Source organism: uncultured Dialister sp., from assembly GCF_900541605.1.
Lineage (GTDB): Bacteria > Bacillota > Negativicutes > Veillonellales > Dialisteraceae > Dialister.
This window is the reverse complement of record NZ_UQKJ01000012.1, coordinates 13,059-31,220: the sequence shown is the minus strand read 5'-3', so window position 1 is coordinate 31,220 and position 18,162 is coordinate 13,059. Positions and strand designations below refer to the sequence as shown.

Genomic DNA, 18,162 nt, shown 5'->3' with positions numbered 1-18,162 from the left:
GTGCATAAAAATCCTTATGAAATCTGACTCTGCGAATTAATCAGTGCTTCCCTGGACGACAAAATGTCTGCAGACTAGGTATGCATCCCCAGGTTCATTTGCTGATGCGATAAAATCGTTGCCGGAATTATAAACTCGCGGCGCCCTATGAATTGTGCGCCGACTAATCATTCCTAATTCCTAATTCCTCATTCCTCATTTTTGACTCAGCCGTTTATCCTGCAAGCTGGAGAAAAGTGTCATACATGCAAATCTATGTTCTCTATACCTATCCTCTTTCAATTGTGTTATAGTGAGTCATATACGACAAACAGGGAAGAATCCCAAATCCATAGAATAAGAAAGGCGGAGTTCCATGAATATTATTGATGAACTGAAGTGGCGTGGCGCTGTGAACCAGCAGACCGATGAAGAAGGACTGTACAAACTGGTAGGGGAGAAATCCATTTCCCTCTACTGTGGCATCGATCCCACCGGTGACAGCATGCACATCGGTCATCTCATTCCCTTTATGATCCTGAAGCGGTTCCAGCTGGCCGGCCACCATCCGGTCATCGTTATCGGCGGCGGCACCGGCTCCATCGGAGACCCCTCCGGCCGGAAGACCGAACGGGTTCTCCAGTCCCAGGAAACCATCCAACACAATGCAGAATGCCTCACCGCCCAGATGAAGAAACTCTTCGGCGAAGATGGCTTCACCATGGTGAATAACTACGACTGGCTGTCCAAGATTTCCCTCCTCGAATTTCTCCGGGACTACGGCAAGCTCTTCAATATCAATACCATGCTGGCTAAGGAAGTGGTGGCATCCCGTCTGGAAACGGGGATCTCCTTCACCGAATTCTCCTACCAGATCCTCCAGTCCATCGACTTCAAGATGCTCTATGACAAATACAACGTACAGCTCCAGATCGGCGGTGCTGACCAGTGGGGCAACATCACCAACGGCGTAGAACTGCTCCGGAAGACCGAAGACGTCCATGATGCCTACGGCCTTACCATTCCCCTCATGCTGAAGGCAGACGGCACGAAATTCGGCAAAACCGCCGGCGGCGCCGTATGGCTGGATCCGAAGAAGACCTCTCCCTACGAATTCTACCAGTTCTGGTTCAACCAGGATGACCGGGATGTGGTGAAATACCTGAAGTACTTCACCTTCCTCTCCCACGAAGAAATCGATGCCCTTGCCAAAGAAGTGGAAGAGCATCCGGAACACCGGAGCGCCCAGCGGAAACTGGCGGAAGAAGTGACCCGCTTCGTCCATGGCGACGAAGGACTGGCCCAGGCAGAAAAAGTGACCCAGGCCCTCTTCTCCGGCAACATCCAGGAACTTTCCGGCGATGAAATTGAAGGCGCTTTCCGCAACACCAAAGGCGGCGAAGTCCATGAAGCTCCTATCAATATCGTGGAAGCCCTGGTGGAAGCAGGCGTAGAAAAATCCAAACGCCAGGCCCGGGAAGACGTCAAGAACGGCGCCATCCGCGTCAATGGGGAACAGATTCGTGACATTGAAGCCAGCGTCACTGCCCATCCGAATACAAATGGTAAATTCATCATCATCCGCAAAGGAAAGAAGAACTACTTCTCCATTGAAGTAAAGCAGTAACAGGAAGTAAATAAGAAGTATCAGGATCCCTGAAAAGCAGCCGCTTTTCAGGGATTTTTGCGTGTGGAAAAGAAGAGTTCGAGGTCGAAAACCGCTGCAGTTCCGCCTTGAAGTCCCCGGAACTTCAGGGGAAAGATGCCCAACGGGCGGAAAGGGGACGTAACTTTTACTGCTTATGATTCCCTGCTTATTACTCTACGACTCTGCCCCGTCATTTGGAGGGGAGGTAGGCGTCGAAGTGGCAGTAACCATAAGAACCGTATGTGAGAAAGAGCCCAAAAATCTTCCATGGAAATGCCTGTGAAGGTACTGCAACTTCGGATATGGGGGAAAAAGCCCGGCAATCCCGAATGCAGGAAAGATTTCTCCTCTCCTCTAAGCTTCAGGAGTGCTGAAGATTAGCGTCATTGGGCATGTATACCACCGGTCGAAATGACGGGGGATGGCAGTAGTCATAAGACCGTATGTAAGAAAGAGACCTAAGTTGAGGCCTGGCGGTTTTGCTACCAATGATTCGGAATCTGATGGAAAACCCGATTTTCAATCCTTAAAAATCAATCCTTATCCTTATGCATATATTGCATAAAAATTCATGCTTATACGATCGGAATTACCAGGCAATATCGAACAAAGCTGATATAAAACTGCCATTTTCTTTAATGATTTAAAGCAACATAAAAATGACCACTTTTGCACAAAAATGACCACTTTTGCACAAAAAATGGAAATCGAAAATTTTATTTGATATTGTATGGGCAGATGGGAACGGGGATATCCCAGAAGACGAAAAAGGGCGTCCAAGGGAGTTCACCCGACATCGGTCAGCCAATCGGAACGAAAAAAGGGTTCGAATCCAGAAGTGCTGGCTGTCTGTGCCCCGCCACTGGAGAATGGCAGGGGACAAAGCATAATTTACTTCACTCTGTGCATAACCTGCATAGAAGTGACTTCGAAGGCCAGTCCTGAGCCTTGGAGACGAAGCACACATCATTTAAAGGATGGCGCAAGGAGGGAAGCAGGAGAGAAAAGCCATCCCGCCGCTGGGACGAAGTCCTGTGGGGATTCATGAGTCAATACATGCGGCACATCCGGCGAAGAGCCGCAGAAAATGATCAGGGCGTTCCAATCATTTCCTACCAAGGAGGGTAACATAATGAATAAGATTTACAAAGTCATCTGGAGTAAGGCAAAACACACTTATGTGGTCACCTCGGAAATCGCCAGGAGCCACGGCAAAGCGGAAAGCACCGGCAAGGGGCTGAAGAAGCTGGCACTGGCCCTGCTGGCGGTCCTGTCCATCATGGGACCGGGATATGCAACGGCTGCTGACTATGTCACTGTCAAAGATACGGCTGGTACAGAACAGACGGTCTATACGAAAGACGGTGTAGACAGCCAGTTGAAAGATTTGGCAAAACAGACGGACGTAGATACAAATAAAAATAATATCGAAACCAACAAGAATGATATCGCTACCTTGCAGTCAAATACCCAGGGGATTTCTTATAGCCCGGCTAATAGTGGCAGAACAATCATTAATAACAATTTACTTGTCAATAAAGCAATGACTGTTGATGCTGGTCTCACAGTTGTCAAAGCTGTCGAAGCGCAGGGATTCAAGACTTCATCTGATATACCTGGCGTAAATCAGCTGACCGTCTCTGGAAACACCATTCAAGGCGGTAAATACACGAAAGAAGTAGCTATTAATTCCAGCTACAACGTTTCTTTAACGGCCGGAACAAAGGCAAGTGATAAAGCAACCGTATCTGGTGGCAATGTAGTTAACCAGGCCAGCTATACCATCCTGAACAATGCCGGCACCGGTATCCAGAACAATGTCTCCGGTGCGAATGGCTATATTTCCAATAGCGCAGCCCAGATCCAGTCTGTTGCATCCAAGACTATCGTCAATAAGGCCGGCACTTCTATCAGCGACCAGATTACCGGCACCGATAGCGAAGGAAATACGGTGATCCTCAATGAAGTGAAGAGCAATGAAAATGGCACGACCTTCACCAACAGCGATTCCTCGACCACCATTAAAGGCAACGCCATTTCCACGGGCAGTATCGATGCTACGGGCAATATTACCGCTGCTTCTGCCGATGTAAACGGTAAACTCACTGCCGGCTCTGCTAGCGTTACGAATTCCCTCAACGTAGGCCACAATGTCAACGTAGGCGGCGCTGTCAATGCGGGCAGCCTGAACAGCCGTGGCAACCTGAATGTAGATGGCAATGCCCTGGTGAAAGGCACCCTGACTTCCCAGTCCACTATTAATGGCAAGGAAATCGTTTCCCAGACCAATATTACTGCCAAAAATAAAGTGGTCGGTATGCAGGGGGTTGTAGATAATACCCTCACTAGCGGTAACTATGTAACCGCCGGCAAGACGGTGGGCGAAAATATTGTTGCTCTCGATACGCAGGTTAAATCCAATGCCGATGCGATTACGGAAGAGGCAGCAACCCGTGAAGCGGCTGATACGGCTCTAACCAATCGGATTGCAGCTGAAGAAGTGGACCGTGCAGAAGCAGATACGAAGCTGCAGGAAGCTATCGATACAGAAGCTCGTCAGCGTAAATATTCCGTAACAAATCTGGAAAATGCAGATAAACAGCTGCAGACAAATATTGATAATGAAGCGGCAACTCGCGAAGCGGCAGATAAAGCTCTTGACTCCCGGACCTCGGATCTCGAAGCCAAGACCGAAGCCATTACCTATGATAAAGACTCCAGAACAGTCATGGTGGATGGTAAACTCACCGCTGCCGAAGGTATCACCGATGGAACAATGCAGGATGGCCAGTATGTGAAGACCGATAAATATGTAGGCCAGAACCTGAATGCCCTGGACCAGGGTCTGAAGGATGAAACAGCGGCTCGTGAAGCAGCCGACACGGCAGAAGCAACTGCTCGGCAGGAAGCAGATACGAAGCTGCAGGAAAATATCGATGCTGAAGCTGCTACCCGGGCAGCGGAAGACCAGAAACTGAATAAGAAGATTACGGCAGAGAAGAAATCCCGCATTGCAGCGGATACAAAACTGGTGGAAGCCGTCAACAGCGGCCTCAGCCTGAGCGGTGACAACGTTCTCCAGAAGAATACCACCACCATCGACGCCAAAGGCAATGTAACCACTTCCAAGACCGACGCCAATGAAATGATCCTGAACAAAGGGAACGATAATCAGATTACCATGAACGAAAGTGGTATCAAGGTCGGCACAAACAGCACGGTCATGGATAAAGACGGCGTTTACACCGGCGGTGATACCTACGCCGAAGCCAAGGCAGCCATGAAGTCCGATGGTTCCATCAAAGGGGCAGACGGCAAATTCACGGTTAACAGTGCGAATGGTACGGTCAATGTGAACGACCAGATCGAACTGAATGGAGCTACCGGCGTTGTGAAATCCAACGGCCTCAACGTGGGTAATGGCAACATGACCGTAAGCAACAGCGGCAACATTGTTACCAATGGAAACATTGCTGCTAAGGGCACACTGAGCGTAGCAAATGACAACTTCACCGTAAACGGTAACGGCGGAGTTACTGCAGCCGGTGGCAAGATTACTCTGAACTCCGATGGCTCCTTCAAGGCAGCCGATGGTAACTTTACCGTAAACAGCAATGGTGGAGTTACTGCAGTCAATGGCAAGATTACCCTGAATTCCGATGGCTCCTTCAAGGCAGCCGATGGCAACTTCACTGTCAACAGCAACGGCGGTGTCACGGCAGCGAATGGTAAAGTGACCCTGGGCTCCGATGGCTCCATCAAAGGTGCCGATGGCAAATTCAATGTCGACAGCAATGGTGCGATCAAAGGCGCTGATGGCAAGTTCACCGTTGACAGCAACGGCGCAGTGAAAGCGGCCAATGGCAATACCACCATCGACAGTAATGGCAACCTGTCCACCAAGGGAACTGTAAGTGCAGCAAACGGCAAGTTCTCCGTTGATACCAATGGCAAGATTACTTCCACCGGCCTTGATGCAGGCAGCGGCACCATCCAGACCACCGGTACCGTACAGGCTGGGGATGTGAAGACCGGTACCCTGGAAACTACCGGCGACGCTACGATTGGTGGCAACCTGACAGTAGACAAGAACCTGACGGTTAACGGTGAATTCAATGCCAAGACCCTTTCCAGCAAGCTCGATGAAAACAACTACACCGAAATTCATGGCGGCAACGTGACCTCCAGGAACCTGAAGTACTCTGATACCGGCGAACTGCAGGCAAGCTCCTCCAAGATGGATGAAACCGGCAGTACCGTCTGGGCAAGGGATGATGAATCCATCGGCACCAGCACGGTTACCGCAGACAGCGTGAAGCAGTCCCTCTCCGACACCAGAGACAATCCGACAAATTATGCTTCCCGGGAAATTGCCCAGAATGGTAAAAATAAATACGAAATGACCGACTCCGTAGTGGAAGGCAACCAGTCCAATGTGACTAAGACCACCGCAGAGTCCACGGATTCCCAGATTGCTCTGAAAGATGACGATGGCAATGTCCTCAATAAGTCCTATATCACCCAGAATCTGAAGAAGATTCTTCAGGGCGTGGAAGAAGGGGACAGCAAGACCACCATCGAACAGGATGCCAACAACATCACCAACACCGCATCGAATGGCACCATTACCAACGATGCGGACAAGATCCTGAACAAAGGCGCCACCTCCATTACCAGCCAGATCGGTGACGGCTCTGCTGTGAAGACCGTGATGGATGCCAATGGCATTGCCAATACGGCCATCGGCGGCACCATTTCTAACGAAGCGAAGAATATTACCAACACCGCTGCAGAAAAGATTTCCAACAGTGCAGCGGAAATTGAAAATACCGCTGTGAAGTCCATCACCAGTAAAGTGGGAGATAATGTCAGCAGCAGGCTCAGCACCGATTCCATCGTCAATCAGGTAAAAGATGGCGATAAATCCAACACAGCTGCACAGAATGCTGAACAGACAGACTCCACGATTACCGATGGCAAGAACACCGCAGTTATTAACCAGAAAGCTTCGAGCATCGCTACCTCCATCAGCGATGGAACAGACGGGAAGTACAACCGGACCTACAGTTCCGTAGATATGTCCACGGAACGGATCCAGACCAGCGACACCCAGTTCAATGCATCTACAAAGACTGCTACCCGGAGCAAGGATACACTGACCAATGGTTCCACCATTCTGGATATTGTGAAGGACTCCAGCACCGGTACGATCAGCTCTACCGTAACAGATGGCACAGATACAAGCACGTTTAAACAGACAGCTTCTGAAGTTTCGACCAATTCGAAGAACATCACCAATATCGCCAGCGAAACCATTTCCAACAGTGCGAAGAATATTACCAATACAACGACTGAAAACATGACCAACACTATTGGTAAGGATCTGAAGACCACCGTAGGCGGCGAAATGTCTACTACCGTCACCGGCAAGGTCACCGAAGACTACAAGTCTGACCTCTCCACAAAGGTGGGCGGTAATGAGACCCATGCGGTAACGGGCAGCCAGACCGTCACCGTATCCGGAGACCGGACTGTCAATGTGAAGGGAACGGAAACGGAAAACTTCAATGCCCAGATTACCAACATCAAGACAAACCAGAAGACCTCCGTCGGCGGCAACCAGACAAACATCGTAGGCGGTGATCAGCAGAATACGGTAAGTGGCAATAAGTTGGAAACCGTCAAAGGTTCTGTAACCGAAAAATACGGCAGCCAGGCAACCACCATCGATGGTGACCAGAGTACAAATGTTGGTGGTAACCAGACCAATGTGGTAGCTGGCAATCAGACCAATACCATCAGTGGTAATAAGACGGAAACCGTCAAGGGCGATGTAAATGAAAGCTATGGCAGCCTGACGACCAATGTGAAGAATGACAGCAGCCTGACAGCCGAAAACATCAATAATACCGCAAGAAACAAGATCACCAACAGGGCTCTTGATGTGGAAACAGATGCAGCAAGCTCCATTGTGAATAAGGTGTCCAACGACTCCGGTACCAATATCTCCACCCAGACTTCCACCCAGACCCAGGAAGAAATGAGCCAGGCCGACGGTAAGAAAGCGTCCTACATCCGTGGCGCTGCGGAAGAAAAGTCCCAGCTTGTAAACGGAGATACGAAGACCACCATCGATACCATTGCGGGCCAGACCAATACGAATATCACCGATGGAACCAATACTTCCAATGACCTGCAGAAGGCAGACCAGATTGCTTCCTCCGTCACCGACGGTACCAATACCACCGTAGTGAACCAGGATGCAAAGAGCATTGCTTCCTCCATCACCGATGGCACCAGGTCCAACAAGACCAGAAGCACCGTAGACCAGAGTGCGCAGACCATCAAAGCCAGCGATACCCAGTACAGCGCATCCACAAAGACCGCAACCAGGTCTGAGGAGGCTCTGATGAATGGCTCCACGATCCTGGACGTTGTGAAAGACTCCAGCACCGGAACCATCAGCGCTGCCGTCACCGATGGAACCAATATCACCGGTACCACTATGACCGCTAAGGATATCACCAACACAGCGGCAGAAAACATGACCAACAATGTTGGCAAGGATCTGACCACCACAGTTGGCGGAAACCAGAAGACCACAGTCACCGGAGACAGCGAACTCACCGCTGAAAACGTGAAAGCCATCGGCAAGACCTCTATCACCAGCCAGATCGGCGAAGGCGACGATGCAGCTGTGAAGACAGTCATGAATGCAGATGGCATTGCGAATACCGCAACCGGCGGCACCATCAGCAATACCGCTGACAAGATTGCCAATACCGCAACCACTTCTATCACCGACAAGGTAGGCGATAAGGTAAGCCGTACCATGAGCACCAGCTCCATTGAAGACAAAGTGGGTACCACTACTGTGACCACCACAGATGGACTCACCAGGCTCACCAATGAAGCCGGCACCCATAAGACCCAGATGGATTTTGCTGAGGTCCTGAAGGACCTGGGCGTACGCGGAAGTGCTACCATCGATGGCGACACCTCTGTCGGTGGAAATCTGGCAGTAACCGGCACATCCACACTCACCGGTGATGTGACCATGAAGTCCAACGCCACCGTTGAAAAGAACCTCACCGTCAATGGCACCTCTGACCTGAAGGGCGATGTGACCATGGAAAGCAATGCTACCGTGAAGAAGAATCTCACCGTAGAAGGTGCTGCTACCACAAGGACCCTCAAGGTAACAGATACCTCCGAATTCGAGGGCGCAGCTACCTTCAATGATATTGTGACCATGAACAAGGGCCTCTCCGTAACCGGCGGCATCACCGCTGATACGGTCACCGCAGACTCCTACAAGGTCGGCGGCAAGACCTACATCGATGCGAATGGCATCAATGCCAATAACCAGAAGATCACCAACGTAGCCGCTGGAGATATCTCTGAAGGCAGCACCGATGCAGTGAACGGCGGCCAGCTCCATGAAACCAATACCCGGGTTGCCAACGTGGAAAACCGCGTGACCCAGGTAGAAACCAGGGTAGATAAGCTGGACAACAAGATCGATAAGGTCGGCGCTAACGCAGCAGCCATGGCCAACCTGCACCCGCTGGAATTCGATGCGGACTCCAAGTGGAACATCGCAGCAGCCATCGGTAACTCCGGCAGCGAAACCGCTAGTGCGGTAGGCGTATTCTACCGGCCCAATGAAAACGTGATGGTCAATGCCTCCGCTTCCATGGGAACCGGGGAGAACATGTTCGGCGGCGGCGTATCCGTAAGACTGGGCCACGGCGGCAACAAAGCCAAAGAAGCCCAGATGAAGGCAGCCGCTGCAGAGAATCAGGAACTCCGGAAAGAAGTGAATGACCTCACTGCCCGGATGGATGCTCTCCTCTCCGTACTGAACCCGAATATGTCCAAAGAATTCCCGGACGTGCCGGCTAACCACTGGGCTTACGAAGCGGTATCCCGCCTCGCAGGCAACGGCATCGTGGAAGGCTATGAAGATGGCAAGTACCACGGTGAACGCCAGATGACCCGTTACGAAATGGCTGAAATCATCTACAACGCACTCTCGAAGGGCGCTAAGGCTGAAAAGAAACTGGTCGAAGAATTCCGGCCGGAACTCCAGGCCATGGCTGCCCAGAAAAAGGCTTGACCTCAACCATCACTGGCCTTTGTCCCTCCAAAGCCGGATGATTTACCTTAACAAAGATCAGTGATTTGAGGATATAGAAAACCCCGTCTCTTCCCCCCGGAGAGACGGGGTTTTCATATGGGGAAAGGAAGGGGAAAGGGGGAATAGCGGCGAAGCCCTGCGTACTTGGGGTGCGGTCTTGAATAGGCCGATGGCCATGGAAAGGCGTGCATGCAAACGAATTTTACTTTCCTGATTGTTATTGAATATTTCTATAGGAAGTTGAAAAGTGAACTTTTTTGTATGGGCTTTCTTAAAAAGAAGTCAATTGTAAAAAAGCGGTTTTCCCGGTAAGAGAAGGTGAATGGATGAATCTGTAAGGATTGGATTAAAAACTGACAGTTCTTTGACGATAGAACCCAATAAATCTGATAAATATGACAGAACATTTACTCGCCGAACTGTTGATTCGTGTACCTGGCTATGATACCTTGGACTCAGGTCAAGGCCCGGGCCTCGGGGAAGGCGGACGGCGGCAGAGGAAACACGGTCACTCTTGCAGGCGGAATGCAGGCTCCGGAAATTATGGGCAATCCATTGATCCCCTATATTTCTCTTAAGGAGCAGGAACATGAAAAAGATCCTCGCAATCGCTGCCATGGCAGCACTCACCGCTGGCGTATCCGCTTACGCTGCAAATCCCTTTTCCGATGTAACTCCGGACGACTGGGCTTACCAGGCTGTGTCCGACCTCTCTGACCAGGGCGTGGTCGAAGGCTACCCGGATGGCACCTTCAAAGGCGAACGGAACATGACCCGTTACGAACTGGCCCAGATCATTGCCCGTCTCATGGCTAAGGAAGACCAGCTGAATGCGGAACAGAAAGCCACCCTCGACAAGCTGGCCGGTGAATATGCAGATGAACTGTCCAATCTCGGTGTCCGGGTTTCCAACCTGGAAAAGAAGGTAGGCAACATCTCCTGGTCCGGCGATGCCCGTATGCGGTACATCAACAATTCCTACGAAAAGAATGGTTCCCATGAAGGTTGGGATGGCCGTATGCGTATCAACGTCCATGGCCAGGTGAATGACAGCACCTACGTCCAGGGCCGTCTGGTGAATACCATGGGATTCAAAGGCGATGATACCAGCACGACCACCATGGATCGGCTCTATGTGAACCACTCCTTCGGCGATGTGGGTATCCGCCTGGGCCGGCAGGACGTGATTTTCGGCAATGGCCTCATTTATGATGATTTCTATGATGGCGCCCAGATTTCCTACGACAAGGATGCCTTCGGCATCACCGCCGGCTACGGCCGCCTGAAGAGCGGTAACTTTGCAGACCGTACCTATAACAACTATGACTTCTTCTTTACCAAGGCCGGCTGGAACGGCAGCTTTGCCAAGGTCGGAGCCGCTTACATCAATTTCGCCGGCGATGATTTCAAGAAGGCTTACCACTTCGATGATATGTGGGGCATTAATACAGTCATCCCGATCCAGGACTTCCGGATCGAAGGGGAATACTGGAAATCCAATGCGGACAAGGGAGATACTTCCTGGAACGCAGGCCTTGGCTACGGCAAGATCAACTACAAGAAGCCGGGCACCTGGAAACTGGATGCCACCTACAATAAGGTCGGCGACAACGCATACCTGGGTCTCTACACGAACCAGGCAAGGGATTTTATGAATAAGTCCTTCAAGAAGGATGAAAGCGTGGAAAAGGTGAAGTTCTGGAACGTCACCGGCGAAGTAGCTCTTCAGAAGAACGTATACCTCCATGGCGAATACGACTTCGATGTGAAGGCAGACAGCAAAGACCTGGACGATGCATGGACCGTATCCCTGAACTATAAGTTCTGATATGCAGACATGAAAATGAAAGAAGCTCTCCCAGGAGGGCTTCTTTTGTTATGTGAGGTGCGACAAGAGCTTAATTCGGTGGGTGGATTATGAAAAAATTGAGGTTTGAATTAAGAGACTTGAGACACAGCGGCTGTACCGCATTCATCCGGCGCTAAAGGCCGGTAGATGGATCCGCCTCGATGAGGCGGAATCTGCAGGCGAAAGGAGTATATCATATTGGGCTGTCGGCCGCCTCGTGGACCCATCCCTCGGCGGAGCTAAAGAACCTCAAATCTATTTTTCTTTACTGCTTTAAAGTCTGCAAAAAGTGACCACTTTTGCACAAAAACGACCACTTTTGCACAAAAAATGGCAAAGTCCTTTTGGGCCTGCTATCCTTATGACAGAGGAAATGAAGATCCCTTTGGGGATGAGGGTATGCCTCATCCTGTAGGGAATATCACTCCCTTCATGGACTCTGTCTCCTGAGCCACTGCCTCTGCTCCTATACCCCGTGTTTCACCACGACTTCAGGCAGTGATTCGGAATATAGAAAGCCCTGTCTCTTCTCCCCCGGAGAGACAGGGCTTTCTGCTGTATTGCCGGAGTATAGGGAATCACAGCTTCCGTTGCGGAAGAATTTCCGGAGCCTCGCCGATGGGACTGGCTGCCAGTTTTTCTTTATTTATATATATACATATGCTATACTGGTACATACAGTTATTTCTATGTTTGACAAGGAGAGAAACCATGAAATTTGCGTTTAATCACAACAATTTCAACGTACTTGATCTGAAGAAAAGTATCGCCTTTTATGAAGAAGCTCTGGGTCTCAAGGTAGTGGGACAGTACAAAGCTCCGGACGGCTCCTTTATTCTGGCCTATCTGGGGGACGGGGAGACGAAGCACCGGCTGGAACTGACCTGGCTCCGGGACCGGAAGGAACCGTACAACCTGGGGGACAATGAATTCCATCTGGCCTTTGATACGGACGATATGGAAGCAGCCCATGAGAAGCATAAAAAAATGGGATGCATCTGTTTTGAAAATCCGGCTATGGGCATTTATTTCATCAATGACCCCGACGGATACTGGATTGAAATCATCCCGGGAGGCAAGTAATGGATCCTATTTTTGTACGGACTGCCCGGATTATCGGGGAAAAGGGAGTGGACTTCCTCTCCACGAAGCGGGTAGCGGTCTTTGGTATCGGCGGCGTCGGTTCCTATGCGGCGGAAGCACTGGTGCGGGCCGGCGTGGGTCATCTCGTTTTCATCGATAAGGATGCGGTGGAAGATTCCAACCTGAACCGGCAGCTGGTGGCAGACCGTACCACCATCGGGAGAAACAAGGCGGAGGTCATGGTGGAACGGGCGCACCGGGTGAATCCGGCCTGCGATGCCACGGCCATGGCTGTCTATTACCGGCCGGGGGATGAGGATTTTATCACGAATCTCCATGCCGATTATATTATCGATGCCATCGATGATGTGCCGGCGAAGGTATCCATTGCTGAAATCTGCTACCGGCTGAAGATTCCGGAAATTTCTTCCATGGGCACCGGCAACCGTCTCCGGCCGGAGATGCTGCAGATTGCGGATATCAATAAGACCTCGGTGTGCCACCTGGCGAGGAAGATGAGAAAGGAACTGAAGGAACGGCGGGTTCGCCACCTGACGGTGGTGTATTCCAAGGAGCTTCCCCATAAGCCTATCGGCGAGGGCCATGCTCCGGGGTCCACGTCCTTCGTACCGCCGGTATCGGGCATGATGATGGCGGGATACGTGATTCGCAGCCTCCTCAAGGAAGCTGATATTACCTGAGAGAAAGGAATTCATGGATATGGCAGAAATCCTTCATCCGGACTGGATTACAATAGAGGAAAACGGCAGGCCTGTCCACGGGTACAACCAGGAATGGTATCCGGAAAAATGGCAGAAGCTGGCGGGCTGCGGCCCTACGGCAGGGGCCATGATGGCGGCCTACATAGAGCGGAAGCAGTGGGGAAAAAAGGTGACCACCAGGGAAGAGGCCCTTTCTGTGATGATGGATCTCTGGAAGTACGCTACACCCCGGATGCACGGTCTCTATAAGACCCGGTGGCTGAAGGAGGGCCTCGATGCTTACATGAAGGAACAGGGGCTCAAAGGAAAGGTGGAAGCTCTTCCCATTCCTTCCATCCGCCTGCTGGCGCCGAAGCTTCCCAAAGTGGCCTCCTTCATCAAAGAAGGCCTGGAGGCGGACTGCCCCATCGGATTCCTGAACCTTCACAGCGGCGGAGAGCCGATCCCCTACCACTGGCACTGGATGCCCCTGGTGAAGATAGAAGAAAGGGAAGATGGCATTTACTGCACCCTCTGGGACGAAGGGGCCAGCCATGTATTTAATCTGGGAAACTGGCTGAAGCGGACAAAGTTCGGCGGCGGTTTCGTGCGGATTACGGATTCCGATCCGGAAACATAGGAATAAAGAAAGCAGCGCTCCTGGGGCGCTGCTTTTTTGCTTGGCGGTTTTGTGTGATTGTGGGCAGGGTCATTGGGGCGGGAGCTGCTGAACGGATTACATGCAAAATGGCTCTATACGTTAAAAGCGTGCCCCCTTGGAGAAGGGGGCAGCCCAAAGGGCAGGGGATGGATCCGCCTCGCAGAGGCGGGACCTGTGTGTAAGAGGATTTTTCCCTCCTGTCCGTCAATCCATCCTGCGGCTTTGCCGCGACCCGAAAATAAAAGCAGAAAATCTATTAGCACTCTATTGACATGAGTGCTAATAGTGATATAATGATAATTGTCAGGAGGACAAAAGAGAAAATCCTGATGAATAAAAGAAGATAAAGAAAAGAGGTTTTATATATGCGTAGTTTGATTCCTTTTGATGGACTGTTTGGTGATACCGTTTTGGATGATTTCTTTGATGCCGCTCCGGTGTCCTATGCGGAATATAAATCTCTTCCGAAAGTCGATATCGAAGACTGCAAGGATCACTATGAAGTGACCTGTGATATGCCGGGTTTCGCAAAAGATGAAATCCATGTGACCTATGAAAATGGCGTGCTTTCCATTGCCGCGAAGAAAGAAACAACGGAAGACGGCAAGGAACACAATTACATCCGCAAAGAGCGGACCAGCACCACCTTCCAGCGTCAGTTCGCTGTGAAGGACATCGAGGAAAGCAAGATTTCCGCAAGCCTCAATGATGGGGTGCTGAAGATTGAACTGCCGAAGAAAGATATGAGCCTGCCGAAGCAGGGCCATCGTATTGAAATCGGCTGAAACTGAAAAGCTGTGTGGGACAATGTCCCTTGATTGAATACTCTCTCTTTCGGGCGGTATTCCCCGATGCCGCCCCCTCCCCTTACCAATCATTTCCCAAAGGAGCCCGGTCCATCATTGCTGAAGATGGACCGCTCCCCATAAAGATTCATAATTTTCCTTCCCTGAGAAAAGGGACCGGTAAACAGAAATCCTGTTTCCGGTCCCTTTTTCGTATGTGTGCTTATGGTTCGAAATACTTTTGTGAGGGCTTTTGGCAGCTGACAGTCGGAAGCTCCTGCCGGAATGTCTCTACCCACCGGCTCAATTTCTTACCTTTCGTATGTATTTTCGTTGTATAATGGGGACAGAATCATTGGGACTGTGAGGCGATTTGTATGAAGAAAAAACTGGTGGCGGCGGTGATGGCACTGGCTTTCTGCGTGCCCCTGGGCGGTATGGCAGAGGCCTATAGCGGCGTAGGGATTCTGGGCCGGGTCCTGGCCAGTGGGATTTTCCATTCCCAGAGGACCACAGGCACCACGAAGACCACTAAGTCTTCCAGCCGGACGAATCGGTACAAAAATGCCATGGGAGCCCTGGAAAACCTGCAGTGGGTGGGCGTGGCAAAGAGCTCCGGCGGGAATATCTATTTCGACCAGGATACGCTGAAGGATGAGACCCGGAATGGGCAGCGCCATGTACTGGCTACGGTGAAAAATGAATTCACCGAGGCCGGGGCGAAAGCGGTGGCAGACAGCAGTGACGGCCTGCTGGATGAGGATGATGTGGCTTATTCCCTGTTTCTCGTAGATTTCGGGGAAAACTCCTGCTTCGTGGCCAGCCATGTGACCTACTACGATAAAAAAGGAAAGAAGCTGGTGGAGCGGACGGCGCCGGAAGCCTTCACCGATGTGACGAGCATGAATTATGGAAAGACCTATGGAAAAGACAGCATCGAATCTAAGATGAAGACCCAGGTTTTCCACTATGCAGACCGGGTGAAGGAAGAGGAAAAGGAAAAAGCCGAGCAGAACGGCTGATGGCCTGGGGTGATTGCGGATAGGGTCACTGGTTCGGGGCTCCCGGTTACTCACCGTCATTAAATACGTTGGGCACTGCATCTAACTCGTCATCTCGAGCGGTGGTAAGCGTCGCAATAATGTGAAATATAAAAGTCGAATGTGAGAAAGAGTCGAGAGATCTCTCAGGAAAATGTCTCTGACAGTCTTACAACCCTGACAACGAATGTAAAGCTCTGTATTTCCGAGAATCTTAGAGATTTTCGGGCGCATCGCAGCTGCAGCGATTCTAAACTGTATTGTCACTTAGCCGGCTGGCCCGGGTGGAAGCGTGTCACGGAATTTTCGATTGCAATCGCTCCCTGCGCACGGGTATCAGCGGCTCATTACAATTTGAGCGTCGCTGCGCTCCTCCCCATTGTGCTTCCTTAAATCTGCCCACAGGCATGCAGATCTGCTTTTCCTGGCAACGGCGTAAATACCAATTGGCAGATGGCCTTTCGGTGGGATATAATAAATAAAATTGACTGAGATTCAAAAGGAGGATGCTCATATGAATAAGAAACTGGCAGCCCTGGCGCTGGCCTGTGCTCTCGTGCCGGCTGTGGCCATGGCTTCTGACAAGCCGCCCACATCGGATAAGATGGTGAATGATTACAACAAGTACATGGTGGTATACACGAGCCCCACAGAACGGATTTATGCGGATGCCGACACCATTGAGCGGGATCCTGCTTCTGCCGGAGAACTTCCGGTCATCCGGGCTACCCTGTATGCGGAAATTTACAAGAGCCCCATGACCTGGCCGGACTATGGCAACTATAAGATGGTGGACTATATCCTTCGCTATGATACGGCTGTCGGTGCAGACCAGTATGGCAGTGTCATCAAGTATAAGATTCTGAACAAACTGGAAGGCGCCTTCACGCCGGACGGAAAGGCGGCTGCCTACAATGGAACCATCAAAGAAGGGGCCAATGAGGCAGAGGAAATCTACATGTCCCTCTATCGGGTATCAAAGACTTCCTATTAGAATATAAGGCTGTGACTGCATCAGGGATCTGCTTTCGGCCGCTGCCTGTTATTCCCCCTTTACAAGGGTTTTTGAAAATTATATAATAAAAAGAACAGAACACTTACGTGCAAAGAAGCCGTGCCAATTGTTGGGCGGCTTTTTTTATTCGTAAAAATGGGAATGTATTTCAGAATAATGGAGATGTGACTATGCAGCTGTATATAGCCGGCGGGTGCGGCGATGAAGGGAGAAACTGTTTTTATGTGGAAGGGGACCGTCATGCCTTTATCCTGGATGCCGGTACATCCACCGATGGTTTCGACAGGGTGCCCGATATTTCCACGGAGCAGATTCGCCAGGCGGAGTACCTTTTCATTTCCCATTCTCACCGGGACCATACAGGGGCCATCGAATACCTGGTAAAGAAGGGATTCACGGGGCCGGTACTCATGTCGAACCAGACATACCGGCAGCTTCATTATAAACCGCAGAATACGATGATTCTGGACTCCACGGCACCGGAACTGGAACTGGAGCCCGGCTTTACGGTGCACTGGGGCCGGACAGGCCACTGCGCCGGGGCGGTGTGGTTTGATATTTCCGTAGAAGGGCGCCATGTCTTTTATTCCGGAGATTACCGGGAAAATGATACATTCTATCGCTGCGATGCGGTCCGGGGCCTCCATGCGGATATGGCGGTCATCGATGCGGCGTACAGCCGAAAGGAGCGAGGCGATGATCTCCGCAGGGCAGTGGTGGAAAAGGCGGAAGCCCTCATGGATGGCGGTCATCCGCTTCTCATGCCGGTACCCCATTATGGAAGGGGCTTGTCCATGGGCGTCCTTTTCCATAAGGTCTTCGGAAGTCGCCATCCGGTCCACATGTCCCCAAAGCTTTATGATGAATGGCTCCGTCTGGGACACCGGAAGTACTTCGTCCATGATGAAATCACGGAGCTTCCTTTTTCTATTTTCCAGCGGTGGGATGAAAAGACAGTGGAGCCGGGGCATATCTATTTCCTCACCGATGCCCAGCTCTCCCGGGCTGCGAGCCGGGAACTCATCGAAGCCCATCCGGACATGGGGGTGCTTCTGACCGGAAGTATTCACGGCTATGGAAAGGCCCAGTGTTTCTATAAGTCCGGCCGCGCCGTTTTCTCTCTCTGGCCGAACCATCTGACCTGGCAGGAAATGGAGGATCTCCGGGCAGTCAATGATATGCCCCTGGTGGTGCCGTTCCACAATAAAAAAGTAAAACCGGAAAGCGACAGCTTTGTGTTTTGAGAGAATGAGAGAAAGGG

The 18,162-nt window shown here is 51.0% G+C and carries 10 protein-coding genes; all 10 read left to right on the top strand.

Features of this window, described 5'->3' with window-relative positions:
• Positions 1-355 precede the first annotated feature (355 nt).
• Positions 356-1,606: a tyrosine--tRNA ligase gene (gene tyrS / locus QZR21_RS01865; protein ID WP_296095871.1), complete on the top strand. Its 1,251-nt coding sequence runs from the start codon at positions 356-358 to the stop codon at positions 1,604-1,606.
• 1,153 nt (positions 1,607-2,759) lie between these two features.
• Positions 2,760-9,746 carry an ESPR-type extended signal peptide-containing protein gene (locus tag QZR21_RS01860; protein ID WP_296973463.1) on the top strand — a complete coding sequence of 2,329 codons (6,987 nt, stop codon included), beginning with the start codon at positions 2,760-2,762 and terminating at the stop codon, positions 9,744-9,746.
• Between the two features lie 610 nt (positions 9,747-10,356).
• The gene (locus tag QZR21_RS01855) at positions 10,357-11,595 is read left to right on the top strand and encodes an S-layer homology domain-containing protein (RefSeq protein ID WP_296095863.1); all 1,239 of its coding nucleotides are present in this window, start codon (positions 10,357-10,359) and stop codon (positions 11,593-11,595) included.
• A gap of 732 nt (positions 11,596-12,327) precedes the next feature.
• The gene (locus tag QZR21_RS01850; protein ID WP_296095860.1) at positions 12,328-12,699 is read left to right on the top strand and encodes a VOC family protein; all 372 of its coding nucleotides are present in this window, start codon (positions 12,328-12,330) and stop codon (positions 12,697-12,699) included.
• Positions 12,699-13,400, top strand: coding sequence for a tRNA threonylcarbamoyladenosine dehydratase (locus QZR21_RS01845; protein WP_296095858.1), 702 nt, complete (start codon positions 12,699-12,701; stop codon positions 13,398-13,400). The genes QZR21_RS01850 and QZR21_RS01845 overlap by 1 nt, the downstream gene beginning before the upstream one ends.
• Before the next feature lie 19 nt (positions 13,401-13,419).
• A complete protein-coding gene (locus tag QZR21_RS01840) occupies positions 13,420-14,040 on the top strand; it encodes a hypothetical protein (RefSeq protein WP_296973458.1) in 621 nt (206 codons plus the stop codon).
• A gap of 386 nt (positions 14,041-14,426) precedes the next feature.
• On the top strand, positions 14,427-14,846 hold the full coding sequence (locus tag QZR21_RS01835) for an Hsp20/alpha crystallin family protein (protein WP_296095854.1): 420 nt from the start codon (positions 14,427-14,429) through the stop codon (positions 14,844-14,846).
• Between the two features lie 377 nt (positions 14,847-15,223).
• Positions 15,224-15,868, top strand: coding sequence for a hypothetical protein (locus QZR21_RS01830; protein ID WP_296095853.1), 645 nt, complete (start codon positions 15,224-15,226; stop codon positions 15,866-15,868).
• Positions 15,869-16,400: 532 nt separating this feature from the next.
• Positions 16,401-16,880 (top strand): hypothetical protein, encoded by a 480-nt coding sequence (locus tag QZR21_RS01825; protein ID WP_296095851.1) that lies wholly within the window; start codon positions 16,401-16,403, stop codon positions 16,878-16,880.
• Between the two features lie 191 nt (positions 16,881-17,071).
• On the top strand, positions 17,072-18,145 hold the full coding sequence (locus QZR21_RS01820) for an MBL fold metallo-hydrolase (RefSeq protein ID WP_296095848.1): 1,074 nt from the start codon (positions 17,072-17,074) through the stop codon (positions 18,143-18,145).
• The last annotated feature ends 17 nt before the right edge of the window (positions 18,146-18,162 follow it).

Coding starts and splice junctions, on each gene's coding strand:
- QZR21_RS01830 (WP_296095853.1), top strand. CDS start 15,224: ATGAAGAAAAAACTGGTGGCGGCGGTGATGGCACTGGCTTTCTGCGTG.
- QZR21_RS01850 (WP_296095860.1), top strand. CDS start 12,328: ATGAAATTTGCGTTTAATCACAACAATTTCAACGTACTTGATCTGAAG.
- QZR21_RS01840 (WP_296973458.1), top strand. CDS start 13,420: ATGGCAGAAATCCTTCATCCGGACTGGATTACAATAGAGGAAAACGGC.
- tyrS (WP_296095871.1), top strand. CDS start 356: ATGAATATTATTGATGAACTGAAGTGGCGTGGCGCTGTGAACCAGCAG.
- QZR21_RS01825 (WP_296095851.1), top strand. CDS start 16,401: ATGAATAAGAAACTGGCAGCCCTGGCGCTGGCCTGTGCTCTCGTGCCG.
- QZR21_RS01855 (WP_296095863.1), top strand. CDS start 10,357: ATGAAAAAGATCCTCGCAATCGCTGCCATGGCAGCACTCACCGCTGGC.
- QZR21_RS01845 (WP_296095858.1), top strand. CDS start 12,699: ATGGATCCTATTTTTGTACGGACTGCCCGGATTATCGGGGAAAAGGGA.
- QZR21_RS01835 (WP_296095854.1), top strand. CDS start 14,427: ATGCGTAGTTTGATTCCTTTTGATGGACTGTTTGGTGATACCGTTTTG.
- QZR21_RS01860 (WP_296973463.1), top strand. CDS start 2,760: ATGAATAAGATTTACAAAGTCATCTGGAGTAAGGCAAAACACACTTAT.
- QZR21_RS01820 (WP_296095848.1), top strand. CDS start 17,072: ATGCAGCTGTATATAGCCGGCGGGTGCGGCGATGAAGGGAGAAACTGT.